The sequence below is a fragment of the Bacteroidota bacterium genome (assembly GCA_016720935.1).
Classification (GTDB): domain Bacteria; phylum Bacteroidota; class Bacteroidia; order AKYH767-A; family 2013-40CM-41-45; genus JADKJP01.
Map to the genome: position 1 here is coordinate 327,385 of JADKJP010000003.1, position 13,750 is coordinate 341,134.

At 40.8% G+C, this 13,750-nt stretch carries 15 protein-coding genes and 1 tRNA gene; 10 read left to right on the top strand and 6 right to left on the bottom strand.

The window, feature by feature from the left end; translation table 11 throughout:
• The first annotated feature begins 263 nt into the window (after positions 1–263).
• The gene (locus tag IPP86_03830) at positions 264–2,105 is read left to right on the top strand and encodes an O-antigen ligase family protein (protein ID MBL0137646.1); all 1,842 of its coding nucleotides are present in this window, start codon (positions 264–266) and stop codon (positions 2,103–2,105) included.
• 2 nt (positions 2,106–2,107) lie between these two features.
• Here the strand turns inward: IPP86_03830 and IPP86_03835 are convergent, their stop codons facing one another.
• Positions 2,108–2,557, bottom strand: a complete 450-nt coding sequence (locus tag IPP86_03835) for a hypothetical protein (GenBank protein MBL0137647.1) — start codon at positions 2,555–2,557, stop codon at positions 2,108–2,110.
• 112 nt (positions 2,558–2,669) lie between these two features.
• On the opposite strand from IPP86_03835, the gene IPP86_03840 reads away from it, so the two are divergent.
• A tRNA-Arg gene (locus IPP86_03840) sits at positions 2,670–2,741 on the top strand.
• A gap of 77 nt (positions 2,742–2,818) precedes the next feature.
• Here IPP86_03840 and IPP86_03845 read toward each other — a convergent pair.
• The 5 genes from IPP86_03845 to IPP86_03865 all read right to left on the bottom strand — a co-directional run bounded on the left by IPP86_03845 (position 2,819) and on the right by IPP86_03865 (position 7,500).
• Positions 2,819–3,649, bottom strand: coding sequence for a metal ABC transporter permease (locus tag IPP86_03845; protein ID MBL0137648.1), 831 nt, complete (start codon positions 3,647–3,649; stop codon positions 2,819–2,821).
• A gap of 26 nt (positions 3,650–3,675) precedes the next feature.
• Positions 3,676–4,581: a zinc ABC transporter substrate-binding protein gene (locus tag IPP86_03850; protein ID MBL0137649.1), complete on the bottom strand. Its 906-nt coding sequence runs from the start codon at positions 4,579–4,581 to the stop codon at positions 3,676–3,678.
• A gap of 48 nt (positions 4,582–4,629) precedes the next feature.
• Positions 4,630–5,772 (bottom strand): hypothetical protein, encoded by a 1,143-nt coding sequence (locus tag IPP86_03855; GenBank protein ID MBL0137650.1) that lies wholly within the window; start codon positions 5,770–5,772, stop codon positions 4,630–4,632.
• 92 nt (positions 5,773–5,864) lie between these two features.
• On the bottom strand, positions 5,865–6,206 hold the full coding sequence (locus IPP86_03860; GenBank protein MBL0137651.1) for a hypothetical protein: 342 nt from the start codon (positions 6,204–6,206) through the stop codon (positions 5,865–5,867).
• Positions 6,207–6,381: 175 nt separating this feature from the next.
• Entirely contained in the window at positions 6,382–7,500 is a 1,119-nt protein-coding gene (locus IPP86_03865; protein MBL0137652.1) for a saccharopine dehydrogenase NADP-binding domain-containing protein, read from the bottom strand.
• Between the two features lie 146 nt (positions 7,501–7,646).
• On the opposite strand from IPP86_03865, the gene IPP86_03870 reads away from it, so the two are divergent.
• The 8 genes from IPP86_03870 to fdhD are packed head-to-tail and all read left to right on the top strand — an operon-like array spanning position 7,647 to position 13,741.
• Complete coding sequence (locus tag IPP86_03870) at positions 7,647–8,378, top strand: sulfite exporter TauE/SafE family protein (protein MBL0137653.1); 732 nt, start codon at positions 7,647–7,649, stop codon at positions 8,376–8,378.
• 35 nt (positions 8,379–8,413) lie between these two features.
• Positions 8,414–9,574: a molybdopterin molybdotransferase MoeA gene (locus IPP86_03875; protein ID MBL0137654.1), complete on the top strand. Its 1,161-nt coding sequence runs from the start codon at positions 8,414–8,416 to the stop codon at positions 9,572–9,574.
• Positions 9,571–10,155, top strand: a complete 585-nt coding sequence (locus IPP86_03880) for a molybdenum cofactor guanylyltransferase (protein ID MBL0137655.1) — start codon at positions 9,571–9,573, stop codon at positions 10,153–10,155. Before IPP86_03875 ends, IPP86_03880 begins: the two co-directional genes overlap by 4 nt.
• A gap of 3 nt (positions 10,156–10,158) precedes the next feature.
• Positions 10,159–10,392 carry a MoaD/ThiS family protein gene (locus tag IPP86_03885; GenBank protein MBL0137656.1) on the top strand — a complete coding sequence of 78 codons (234 nt, stop codon included), beginning with the start codon at positions 10,159–10,161 and terminating at the stop codon, positions 10,390–10,392.
• Entirely contained in the window at positions 10,393–11,523 is a 1,131-nt protein-coding gene (locus tag IPP86_03890) for a HesA/MoeB/ThiF family protein (protein ID MBL0137657.1), read from the top strand.
• 4 nt (positions 11,524–11,527) lie between these two features.
• Complete coding sequence (locus IPP86_03895) at positions 11,528–11,977, top strand: molybdenum cofactor biosynthesis protein MoaE (protein ID MBL0137658.1); 450 nt, start codon at positions 11,528–11,530, stop codon at positions 11,975–11,977.
• A 14-nt stretch (positions 11,978–11,991) separates the two neighbouring features.
• Entirely contained in the window at positions 11,992–12,903 is a 912-nt protein-coding gene (locus IPP86_03900) for a bifunctional molybdenum cofactor biosynthesis protein MoaC/MoaB (GenBank protein ID MBL0137659.1), read from the top strand.
• Positions 12,896–13,741 (top strand): formate dehydrogenase accessory sulfurtransferase FdhD, encoded by an 846-nt coding sequence (gene fdhD / locus IPP86_03905; GenBank protein ID MBL0137660.1) that lies wholly within the window; start codon positions 12,896–12,898, stop codon positions 13,739–13,741. Before IPP86_03900 ends, fdhD begins: the two co-directional genes overlap by 8 nt.
• The last annotated feature ends 9 nt before the right edge of the window (positions 13,742–13,750 follow it).

The following is a 13,750-nucleotide window of genomic DNA, read 5'->3' on the forward strand; positions in this document are numbered from 1 at the left end:
TAAATTGGTGTGCTTATCAGGGACCCATGGATAAAAAGCGACAGGATTGGCCTTATCTGTTATTTCTTTGCCTGCTTTTCATTCTTTTACCCCTGGTGAATGTGCGCAGTATTGAAGATCCAAGCCTGGTTCCCAGGTATCTGCTGACATGCATTTCCCTTTCTGTTTTTTTCTTTTTCAGGCTATTTTCTTCCTCAGGGGAAAGGCCCGTTCATTTTTTGCCTGTGAAGATCCTCTTCCTTTTTTGCGCCCAGCAAATATGGATGTTGATTTCCATCGCAAGTTCAATTAATCCGGGCGACGCTTTTCAGGAATGGTTCAGGATACTTTCTTTTTCCCTGTTCTTTTGTCTTGCATACATGGTTTTAAGGGAAACAAAACAACCATTGATCTTTGTTGTTCGTGCATCCGTTTTTGCGCTTTTGATCTTTACTTATTATGGTTTCCTTCAATTGTATCCGATGGTGATAGATTATATTCAGAAAGGAAAACCAATTTTGATCAATCTGGATCTCTGTTCGTCCGTTTCAAATAAGAATTTTTTCTCAGAAGTACTTACACTTTTACTCCCATTTACAATGTACGGTGTGCGTACAGAGAAAGGAAAATGGCTTGCTTTTTCCTGGACAGGATTATTACTCTGTCTTTTCTGGATTCTTTTATTGCAAACTGTTTCAAGCTGGTTGGGAATTTTGTCAGGAGGAATGTTGATGTTGCTGTTCTCAAGAATAACAAAAACGAAAACGGAAAGTAATTCCGTGGTTATGCCGGTAAAGAGAAAAATTCTATTGGGAGGAATCAGCATTGCAGTAATCGGGATCACCTTTTTTTTGTATACCAAATCGAACAATTATTCATACCTCGTGCGGAAGGCGGAGATGGCTAAAATGTACTGGTCGAAGCCGGATATTTTTCATACAACCTCTACCGAGAATAACAACAGTGTATACGAACGAATTCTTGTTTGGAAAAACAGTCTACACCTTATAAAGGAACATCCTTTATTCGGCGCTGGACTAAACAACTGGAAATTGCTGGAAGCGAAATATGGAATTGGTGGTACAGCTTATCTGAATACAGGCATAGTCCATTTCGAGCATCCGCATAATGATTATTTGTTGGTATGGTCGGAGCAGGGTATACCGGGGATTGTCGGCTACTTGTTGTTCTTTTTTTTTATCCTGATTGAGATTCACAGATCGTTGAAAAGGATGCAAGATTTGGAAAAAAGAAGAATGCTGCTGATGGCCAGTTTTGCTGTTGGGAGCTTTATGGTCATGTCGTTTTTTGGTTATCCCAGATCACGGTATTATGTAATGCTATTGCTGATGTTGTGGGCGGCAGTAGTATTTTATATATCAGGCTCTTCTTCTGAAAAATTCGTTTGGTCAAAATCCCGGCAACGCCTCGTTTCAATTCTACTATTTATACTTGCCACAGTAAGTGTTTATCCGGCCTGGTCATGGCTGTCGGGAGAGTTGCATTTGAGAAAAGCCAAAGCGAATCAGTTGCGGAAGAATTACAGCGCGATGACGCGTGAGATTTCAAAGGCGAAGAATTATTTTTTTCGCGTGGATGGAACAACAACGCCACTTGAATGGTACGACGGACTGGCAAGATTTTATCAGGGTGATTTGGAAGGAGCAAGGAAATCTTTTGAAGCAGCGGAAAAAGTAAATCCCTATCACTTGCGTGTACTCAATGATCTTGCGACCTGTTATGAGCAAAGTAAAATGCCAGAGCAGGCTATTGAGCATTATCGACTGGGGCTACAAATCACACCATTGTTTGTAGAAGGATTGTTGAATCTGAGTGCTTCTTATTTTAACATTCACCAACCGGATTCGGCCTTGGCTGTCATTAGCAGGGTTCCTCAGGTTAGAATGTCGTATCGTGAAGAAAAAAATTATAAAACCTACCTCACGACAATTCTCTATGCCGTAGCATCAAAGGATACTGTTTCAATTCAGGATTCAGTGCAAAGGCAGGCTTATATGAATTACATTGCCAATGATACTTTGCTCGTAAACACTTTTAAAACTCAAAAAATGCAGGGGAAGCTGTTTGATCGGGTTTTGCTAAAAAGATTCAATTCCCTTCAGTAAGATCAGTGCAAATGAAAATATCCTGCCGCAAGGTGTACAGTGGTAGCGTATATCAGTGAAAACAGGAGCGACTGGATGACGATTTCAAGGACTCTTTTTCTATCCTTTTGATGGTCCTGTGGATTTTTTACTTCATGAATAGTGCCCAGCTTTTCAAAATTATACAGGCTGAAAAACCCAAACAGGATGCAAAACTTGTATTTAATTTCATTGTAGAGTACTGTAAGGCAAAATGCTGATCCGAGCAACAAAATCCAAAGAACCAGCGAATTGTCCCAGAAAAACGCGCTCAGGGTCAGTAGGAAGGTGATTGGCAGGAAGGCATAAAAAAACTTCCTGCGAACGGAAACCTCCTTCACACCGATGTTGCAAACTCCGGATTTGTATTCTTTAAAAGGGTTTTCTCTGGACATATCTTTTGGAAACAAACCGGGACGAAAATTGTTTTTCATTCCCTTTGAATTGATTATGGGCGAATTAAGTCCTGATTCCATGCCCTCCCGAGATGGATTTCAAGGCTTTCTTTCAAAAATCCAAAGTAAAGGATATTTTCGCACTCCTTTTGGTCCCGTAGTTCAACGGATAGAATAGGAGTTTCCTAAACTCTAGATGGCAGTTCGATTCTGCCCGGGACTACAATACAGAGTAAGAGTAAGTTTTAATCTCTTCAAACTTACTCTTACACTTACTCTTCCACTAATAAACTTCCCTTTTCAATTCACCCTTCTTCTTGCCATTTGAAGTATAATATAAAATATAGAAACAATAAGAAATAGTCCGCCAAGTACGGCGACGATTGAAGAACCTGCGGGAAAATCGTATTTGTAGGATACGTAAAGTCCAAAGAGAGCACCAAGGATATTCAGGAAGATTGCAAGGATAACGAGCGGAAGTTTCTGCTTCGCCAGCATAATTGCGCCGACAGCGGGGATGATCAAGAATGAAAACACCGGAATAACGCCACTGATGCGGACAGAGAATACAATGCTCAAACCAATTGAAATGTAAAAAAGAAAATTCCAGAGATTAAAAATGCCTATGGAATGACCTTCCCCTTTTTCAAATCGCTCTGTCAACGCGAAAAATTTCTTGTAAAAGATTGCATGCAACAAAGCGATTGCACCCAGAACAATGCCGGTTATTTTTATTTGTTCCCAGCTTACTGAAAGTATATTTCCAAATAATACTTCCTGAATGTCTGAGTCACCGTGTGGTGTTTTTGATATCAGCATGACTGTTGCAGCGGATGCGACAGCGTAAATAATTCCGATGATGGCTTCCAATTTGAGACGTCTGTCGCGGATATTAATGAGTGACATCAGGAATGCGCCAAGGATAGCAAACAGAATCGGAATGAATGTTTTTCCTTTTCCAATAAAATCTGAATAAGCAACACCCAGAGAGGTGATTTGACCCAGTGCCAGGTCTACAAACACTATTCCTCTCCCGACAACATGGACTCCAAGGTATGAAAGCACTATGCCGACAATAATACTGAGTATAAATGCCTGTGTAATAAAATCAAGCTGGAACATTTCGAACATGGCAATTGATTTGAGTAGTGTCTAAATTATTTCAGAACGTTTACAAGCTGACCGACATTGTAGTCGAAGAGATCGTAATAATTTTTAATTGAATCAAAAGCGCCAACGGAAGTTGCCAAAGTCAGCACTTTGGCTCCGGTTTGTTTCGCTACAACATCTGATGAAGAAGTAGTAAAATATGGGGAGGAGATGATTACCTTTATTGAATTGGCTTTTACGGCTTTGATAATTTTTACCAACTGTGATGGTGTGGGAGGGATTCCAGGTTTTGGTTCCAGGAAATCGACGATTTGTAATCCAAATCGATTTTCGAAATAACACCACTCATTGTGATATGCAATTACTTTGGCGCCTTTGTATTTTGCCATGGTTGTGTTCCATGTTTTCAATTTTTGATCAATTGTTTCATTGAACACTTTCAGGTTGGCTTCAAAATACGCTTTGCTCTCCGGTGAAATTCTCTCCAGTCCATTGCAAATATTCCTTGCAATGAATTTGCCATTCAGCGGATCAAGCCAGTAATGTGGGTTTCCATAGATATGGATATCACCTTCTCCGCGATTGATACTTGACGGAACCTGAAGTAAAGGCACACCAATCGATGCATCGACATACCCGGCGCTTCCTTTTTGGATTTTAGGATTCCTGGAACTGGTAAGCAGTGAAGGAGACCATCCTGTTTCCAGATCGAGACCGACTGTAATGAAGAGATCTGCGTTGGAAAGTTTGATGATGTAGCTGGGTTTCGGATCAACAAAATGAGGATTTTGATAACCGGTTGCGATGCTGAATACTTCAACTTTGTTTCCACCGATTAATTCGGCAATACTTTTCGTGTCCTGCGTGGTGGTGACCACGTGAATTGCTCCGGCAAATGCAGAAGAACAGAAAAGAACACAGATCAGCACCAGGGAATATATTTTGGTTTTCATTTTTTGTCTTTATAAGAAGAGATTTTGTGATATGATTGTTTGTGAATTTTAATATTGATGCGCGCCATGTGATCCGATAACGAAGATCCAGCGAAGAAAAACCTGGGAGAAATTTTTCTCATAATTGTTTTCGATGTCTTCCTGATTTGCGGAAGTGTATTTTCCCTGGAGTTCAATCTTTTGAAACTCGGTAGCATACCATCCGATCGTAGCGGATCCGGCCTGTTCCACAAACTGTGCCGATTCCGGAAGGTTTGTGTAATCGTAACGGGCTGTAATAAACCAACGTTTGGCGAACTGAAAACTCAGCATCGAATACAATCCGATTGATTTTACAGTGGAGCTGTCGAATGTTGCATGGCTGTAGTATAATTCATTCTGGAAGGTGAAAGATTTGTAGGTGTTGAATTTTACCGGTTTCCATTTATAGGTTAGATCAAGAGCTCCAATGTTTGTTGTATGATCGGTACTGTTTACACCCGAAATACCTGACAAGCCAAGTTCCAGTGTTGAATTCGCGGAGAGATCCCAGAAATTTTTGAGATGCGCGAGTTTCAGATATTTATTGCCCGGGCTTCTTGCAAACGACGGACTTTCCAGCGGACCATCCGTTAATTCGAGTGTGAGCTCCTGGAAGAATGCATGATTGGGAAGTAACCAGCTGAGCTGGGCTCCTTCGTCATTCATTCCTTCGTCACCAAAGAATCGAACAAATGCATTGGGCATGTCTGTGAATGGCAGGGCATGTGGATGTATCGGATTGATTCTGCCGAGGGCCTGTTTGAATTTACCTGCTTTCAATTGCAGGTGTCCGGGTAAGGAAAGGGTTGTGAGATATCCTTCTTCGATTTCAGTTTTGAATTCTCCGGTAGAAGGGTCCCGACGGATCGCGACAAAGAAATCAGCCCTGGCATATGGGTCAACAACGGATTGAAATGAAATTTCGGTTTCGTTAAGATTGGCGTCAAATTTTCTGTTTCGGTTGCTTTCATAAGAACCTCCCAAATCACCGATCACACTTATGTCAGGGTTAGCCGAAGGCGCACTGCGGGCCGGGGCCGGTTCCGGTTGAATTTGGTTTTGAATCTGCTGAAGCAACAGAGAATCAGTGAGTGTACTGTCAGCCTGCGCAAGGACTTTATCAAACCAAAAAATGGTTTGAAGGAAAATCAGGAGATAGATAATTTTCATGATAACATATTTGATGTAAAAAAATAGAGTAATAGCGGCAAGTGAATTTTGCCACCATTAATTTTGTCCTGACAAGTCAGAACATTTACACATCAAATAAGCGCAGGAGGTCCGCGGAAGAATAGAAAAGTGGAACCGGAAAAATGATAATTGCATGGTTGCCCTGAAGAATGGGTACAAAGCAGTGCGGTACTTATAAAAGAAAAGTGAGTTACTTCATGAAACAATGGAGGAACAGAATACTGGTCCAGGTCGCAGTGTTCATGTAAATTTTCAATATGAGTCTGGTTTGAATTATGTGTTACCGTATCGCAGGTATCATCATGATTCAGGAAATTGTGAACAAGCTCCTTTGGTGTAAAGAAAAAGGAAACTGCAGCGAGAAGTAAATACGCTGTAATTATCCTGAGCTTATGTTGCCTGACTGGCTTCATTGATACAAATGTATCAAAATTCGGGGACTGTCAAAGACTGAAATGGTCAATTTCATGTCATTCTTTAATAGAAAGCCTAATCTTGATGATGGGTAATTACTATAAAATTGAGGAAAATTATTTACAGGAAATTACCTGATGGAAATATTCATGTGAATTTCACTGTAAGGAATGCTCAGGAAACCTTATAGATAACCCCTCTATCCGCAAGATATCGAAGTGTTTCTTTGAAACAGTTTTCATCTTCACCTACAAATTCAGGCGGACTTATTCCAACACGATTGTATTTGTTTTCCAGGACGAGACGAGTAACAGCAGTGCAGGTATATCCTGTTGTGCGTGACATCGAAGGTGTATTTGTTTTCGTGTCATAACGATCGAACAGATCATAAGTATATGTTTTGTCCTTGTTATTTTCTTTTCCACTTACGATCACACGCATGATTGTAAATTCTTCTTCACCTTCTTTTAATTTCCACATCGGGAAAAGTAATTTTGATGTGAGGTCAATCGGACGAATATCTTTTCCATTTACCTGAACAGGTTCTTCGCTAAAGAATCCGCTTTCGCGTAGCACTTTCATGTAATTGATGTGTCCCGGATAACGTAAGGTCCGTTCAATCATATCCGGAACTTTCATTGTTTTTATCAGGCTTCGCAAGCCATCTGTATTGAATGCTTCGAGAGTTCCAACCTGTGGGAAATCGAGAAGTTCGGGATCACTGAGTGCCGGTCGGGTCACCAATTGTCCTTCTTTGACAAAACGGGCAGGACGCGTGTATTCGGCGATCACATCTATTGGAGAAAACGGAGCTTTGTATTCATATGGCCATGTGCGTACAACAGGGAGACCTCCGACAAGACATTCGAAGAAATTAACATCCATTCGTTTGTTGTGATACCCGAGAATCATATTGTCCATCCCGGGAGCAACACCGCAATCCATCACGGCAACAACATTGTTTTTCTTTGCAAGTTCATCAAGCAGGAATATATCTTCGTTAAAAAAGGAAATATCCACAATATTTTTACCGGCTCCAATAACGGTTTTTACCATTTCAAATCCCATGAACCCGGGGACTGCACCGATTACTATGTCAGCACCCTGAATGGCGTTTCGAATTTCATCAGGGTTGGATAAATCGGCTGTTTTTGTCAGTATCGGCTGTTTTGCAGCTAATTCACTCAGAATTTTTGCATTCACATCTACAGAACATACAGAATAATCTTTGCATAAATCGATAGCCATAGTTTGTCCTACACGTCCGGCTCCAAGTACAACGACTTTTTTCATCCGATAAAATTTTTGTGAAAGTAGGAAATTTGGATACAAATCACCGGGGACTGAACCGCATTTCTCTTGTAAAAAATTAACTATTCTGATTTCAGGAAACCATGCAAACTTGTCTGCTGAAATAGGGAAAAGTGTAAATTAGTGCAATGGATTTCAGCCTTATCCTTGTTTTGTTTTTCATCATTGCCTTTGTGTATTCCACTGTAGGTCATGGTGGTGCGAGCGGATATCTGGCCCTGATGGTATTTTTAAATTTCGTACCGGAGCAAATCAGGCCCACCGCTTTGGTGTTGAATATTCTGGTTTCCACAATTGCAAGCCTTCAGTATTACCGAAGCGGATATTTCAAAAAGGAACTATTTATTCCTTTGATTGTGCTTTCTGTTCCGTTGGCCTTCTTCGGTTCATGGATTCAGCTATCGCCATCTTTCTTCAAAATTATTTTGGGGATTTGTTTGTTGCTTTCTGTGATCAGAATACTTGGACTTATTGGAAATAATTCCAGCGCGACACTTCGTAAGATGCCTTTGCCGATTGCATTAATCATTGGCGGTGGGATTGGTTTGATATCGGGTATGATCGGAATTGGCGGTGGAATTTTGTTGTCTCCTGTATTACTGTTATTTCGCTGGGCTGACATCAAACAAACGGCTGCAATTGCGGCTCCATTCATATTGGTGAATTCAATATCAGGTCTTGCGGGTTTACTGAGCCATCATCTTGTTTTTCCTGACAGAATGATGTGGTGGGTTGTTGCTACACTCATTGGAGGCTTGCTTGGTTCATATTGGGGAAGTCAACGATTCAATTCCGTTGTGTTGAAATATTTGCTGGCCACTGTACTTTTATTTGCTGCAGGTAAGTTGTTAATGGTGTAATTATGCTCAGTGTAGAGGAAGCAAAAAAAATTCTAATGGACGCCGTGCCTTTACCGGAAACCGGTAAAATGAAGGTACAGGAAAGTCTCGGGTATGTGCTCGCGGCTGATTTGCTTTCGCCAATCGATGTTCCATTGTTTGATCAGTCGGCAGTGGATGGGTATGCAATTTGTTTTGATCGAAATAGATTGAAGGGAATTGTTTTTCCCCTCACTCGAGAAATAAAGGCGGGAGATGCACCGATTTCAAAAATGAAAATAAATACAGCAGTAAGAATTTTTACCGGCGCTCCTGTGCCATCAAACGCAAATTGCGTGGTGATGCAGGAAAAAGTAAACGTAGCTGAGCAACAAGTTGAGGTTGTAGAAGAATTCCTGAAAGAAGGAAGCAATATCAGGAGGAAAGGGAATCAAATCAGAAAAGGTGGTGCGGGATTGAAGAAAGGAATTACACTTTCTCCTGCAGCGATTGGCTTCCTGAATACGATTGGTTGTTCCATTGTAAAAGTTTTCAAAAAACCACGGATAGGAATTTTAGTTACCGGTAATGAACTGGTGAAGGCCGGTAATAAACTAAAGCCCGGACAAATTTATGAATCCAACAGCGGAACATTAGAGTCTGTTTTATTACAAAGTGGATATAAAGCCGGCCAAAAAAGCCATGTGAAGGATGAAAAAAAATTGGTGTTGTCGGCGGTAAAAAAACTTTTGGCAAACAATGATGTGCTGATAATTTCAGGCGGAATATCTGTTGGCAAGTATGATTTTGTAAAAGAAGTATTGGCTGCATTAAAAGTTAAAGAACTGTTTTATAAAGTAGCTCAAAAACCCGGGAAGCCATTATTTGTTGGAATGAAAGGGAGGAAAATGGTTTTTGCTGTTCCGGGAAATCCTGCAGCAGCTTTGGTGTGTTATTACCAGTACATTCTTCCGGCGCTAGATAAATTGAGTGGAAAAGAAAATCCCGGACTCGAAAAAGAAATCTTGAAATCAAATACAGATTTCACAGGAAAAGGGGATCGGTCATTATTTCTAAAATCTCTTATCGAAAATGAAGGCGTAAGTATACTTGACGGGCAGGATTCGGATAATCTTCTGAGTTTTTCAGGAGCAAACTCTCTTGTCTATTTACCTGTCGAAAATCTGGAAATACGTCGTGGTGATGCAGTTGAAGTTTTTAAATTTCCCTCCCGATGAACAAGAATCTGCCATTTGATTTTACAGTCGTTGTGCTTTGTGGTGGTGAAAGCTCACGCATGAAGACGGATAAGGGCTTGGTTAGTTTCAATGGCAGGCCGTTGATCTTGAATATACTGGATATAGTTGAGTGTATTACAGATAAAGTGATTTTAATTGCTAATGATAAGCGGTATGTTAAATTCGGGTTTCCATGTTATTCCGATATTTATCCCGGAAAAGGGCCTATGGGAGGCATTTATACCGGGCTTAATTATTCTGTAACAAAGAAAAATCTTGTGCTCAGTTGCGACATGCCCTTCATGACGACTGAATTTTTATCAGCTTTAGTTGAAAATGCCGGAGATGAAGAGATCCTGGTTCCTGTTCACGATGGTGTAACGGAACCATTAGCCGCTGTGTATGATTTGACTTGCAAAATTATATTACATCAGAATATCATTGATGGGAAATTGAAATTACGTGATTGTCTTCAAGAGCAAAAGACCAGGTTGTTCGAGGTTAAGAAGTTTTATCCGAAAGGGGATAGAATTTTTACAAATATCAATACTCCCGAAGAATTGTTGAAATACGAAAATTAAATCATGAAAATAAAAGTAAAATTGTTTGGATCATTGGCTGATGTGGTTGGAAGCACCGAATTGACGATGGAAGATGTTCATGACTCGGAAGAATTGTGTAAACAGTTCCGGCAATCCTATGAAGCAGCAAAGGATATTAATATGCTTGTAGCTGTTAACAGATCCATTCAATCTGAGCCTTATGTTTTTCGGGATACTGATGAAATTGCATTACTGCCACCATTCTCAGGAGGATAAATGATGTTGTCGAAAATGGATTTGAGTCGTTATGCCCGTCAGATTTCGCTTTCTGAAGTAGGAGTGAGCGGACAGGAGAAAATTTCCGGGGCGCGTGTTCTGGTCGTTGGAGCAGGTGGATTGGGTTGCCCGGTACTTCAATATCTCGCAGCCGCAGGTGTCGGCACATTGGGTATAATTGATGACGATGTTGTTGATATCAGCAATCTCCACCGACAGGTTCTTTACCGCGATTCCGATATAGGCAAATCAAAGGCAGAGCAAGCGGCGAAGCATTTACTCGAGCTCAACCCGACAATTCAATGCAAATCCTATCCTGAACGTTTGATGCCAGAAAACATTGAGCGCATAATTTCAAACTTTGATATTGTAGTAGATTGTAGTGACAATGCCCGTACTCGTTATCTTTGCGATGATGCGTGCAGATTGCTGAGTAAACCTCTGGTTTATGGGGCAATTCACAAGTACGAAGGCCAGGTTTCTGTCTTCAGTTATCCTGTTGGAGCATCACAGGCTTTTACATACCGTTCATTGTTTCCTTTTACATCAAACGGAGAAGACATGAATAGTTGTGAAGAACATGGTGTACTTGGTGTTTTACCGGGACTGATTGGTACTTTGCAGGCAGCTGAAGTGATTAAAATTATTACCGGAATTGGGGATGTCTTGAATGGGAAATTACTAGTGTTTAATGTGCTGAACATGCAATCTGAGATCATGCGTTTTCAAATCTCATCATCAGCCAAAAATTCCGGTCCTGTTTCAATTGATGAATTGAGAAAAACCGATTATCTGTTTAATTGTAACAATCAGGAAAATATGAAAGAAGTAACAGTAGAAGAATTACATCAGTGGTTGCAAGCCGGAAAAGAATTGAGATTCCTCGATGTTCGACAACCCGGCGAATGGCCTGAAGCGGAAGGTATCATTGACTTGCAAATTCCATTACCATTGGTCGAAAAGGAATTTGGGCAAATTGACAGGAACGCTGATGTTATTGTTTATTGCAAAAGCGGGGACCGTAGTCAGAAAGCGATAGAAATTCTTTCAGAAAAATTCGAATTCAATAATTTGATAAAGTTAAAAGGCGGTGTTGAGGAATGGATAAATTTTCGTGAATCATTAATGTAAACCCATGAACGATTCTGAAAAAAAGAAAAAAACAGTTTTTGTTGAAGGTCAGATTACCCCGGCTTTCATTGCAGATTCTATTGCCAAACACAGTTCTAAAACGGATATCGGGGCGCACCAGATTTTTTTAGGACAAATCCGCAAGGATCATATCGATGGTAAAAACGTACAGGCAATTGAATTTTCCTGTTATAGAGAGATGGCTGATGAAATCTATGCTAATTTTCGTGAAGAGATTTTTTCAAAATATAAAATTACCTGCATGCATGTGTATCACAGTTTGGGCAAAATCGAAACCGGACAGATCAACCTGTTCGTTTTTATTTCTTCCAGACATCGGAAAGACGCGACAGAGGCCTGCAGGGAAATGGTAGAGTTTATCAAAACTAAAGTTCCGGTCTGGGGGAAAGAGATCTTCGAAAATGATGAGTATGTCTGGAAAGTAAATACATAATCAAATTTAGAATTATGGTTGATATCACACATAAAAGTTCAACACTTCGTTACGCAAGGGCACAAGCGATTGTAAAAATGGGTAGTCCCGCCACGATGGAGTCAATCAAAAACAAATCCGTACCGAAAGGTGATGTTTTTGAGATGGCAAAGGCTGCTGCGCTCTTTGCGATTAAACGAACCAGCGATGTGATTCCGGATTGTCATCCTTTGCCTATTGAATTTGCCGCTGTACATTATTTCCCGGAAGAAATGGAATTGAAAATAGAAGTGGAGGTAAAAACCATATATAAAACAGGAGTTGAGGTTGAGGCCATGCATGGAGCATCCATTGCTGCGCTCACGGCCTACGATATGTTAAAACCAATTGATAAACACATTGAAATCACCGGAATCAAACTCATCGAAAAGAAAGGCGGGAAAACAGATTTTAAGGAAGAATATAGGAGCAGTTTGTCTGCTGCTGTGATTGTTTGCAGTGATTCCATTTCCGCAGGACAAAAAGAGGACCGTGCAGGGAAAGCCATCATCAACAAGCTGGAATTTTTGAAAGTGAAGGTTGGTGATTATACTGTTATCCCTGATGAGCAGGACAAAATTCGTGAGACGGTTCAAAAACTTGCTGCTGCGAAATACAACATGGTTATTTTGACGGGAGGAACAGGTTTGTCAAAACGGGATGTGACACCTGAAGCACTGAAACCTCTGTTGGAACGTGATATACCGGGTATTGCGGAAGCTATGCGTAGTTACGGTCAGGAGAGAACCCCTTATTCGATGCTATCCAGGAGTCTGGCCGGACTAATCGGAGAAACTCTTGTATTGGCCTTACCCGGATCAACAAAAGGTGCTGAAGAGAGTATGGATGCACTCTTTCCGCACATTCTCCATATCTTTAGGGTGATGGAAGCATTACGCCATGATTAATCAAACTATGGAATTTTCTGTCGCCAATTTTCGTGGCCGTAAGATCACCCGTGATTCCGATTTTTCGGTAGAGGATACTCTTACAGTTGAAGAGTCACTCAAGATCACGATCAATGGTGCTCCTTTTACGGTGACGATGCGAACTCCCGGAAGAGAGGATCAACTGGTGAGAGGTTTATTGTATACAGAAGACATTTATAAGGACTTGGAAACAAATCCTGTTCTTAAAATCAGGGATAAAAGTCCGGCAGGTTATATCACCTGGATAGATGTAAAAATTCCAGCCGAAAAAATCGGAGCAGGTATCGCCAATAACAGAAGCATCATGTCAGTATCCTCCTGTGGTATTTGCGGGAAAACTGAACTTGAAAAAATCGGGGAAGGGAAAACAGGATTACAGGAGATTGGAATCCTTGACCCCAATACTGTTGCAGGAATGTTTGCAAAAATGAGTGCGGAGCAGGTAGTATTTAGAAAATCAGGAGGTTCGCATGCCTCCGCGGCTTTTTCCATGGATGGCGAACTTCTGGCAATGGAAGAGGATATTGGCAGGCACAATGCCGTTGACAAAGTGATAGGGTCCCTGATTTTAAACAATAAGCTGCAGGATGCAAAATGTCTTCTTGTGAGCGGAAGAATTTCTTACGAAATTGTCAGCAAAAGTTTTGTCGCCGGAATTCCATTCCTTGCTTCAGTGTCCGCGCCATCCTCTATGGCAGTGGAGATGTCGGAAAAATTTGGAATTACTCTCATGGCGTTTTGCAGAGAAGATAAGCTTACAGCATACAGTCATACCGATCGATTGAAAAAGAGTAAAGAGAAGGTACAGCATCAATAATTTTCCTGT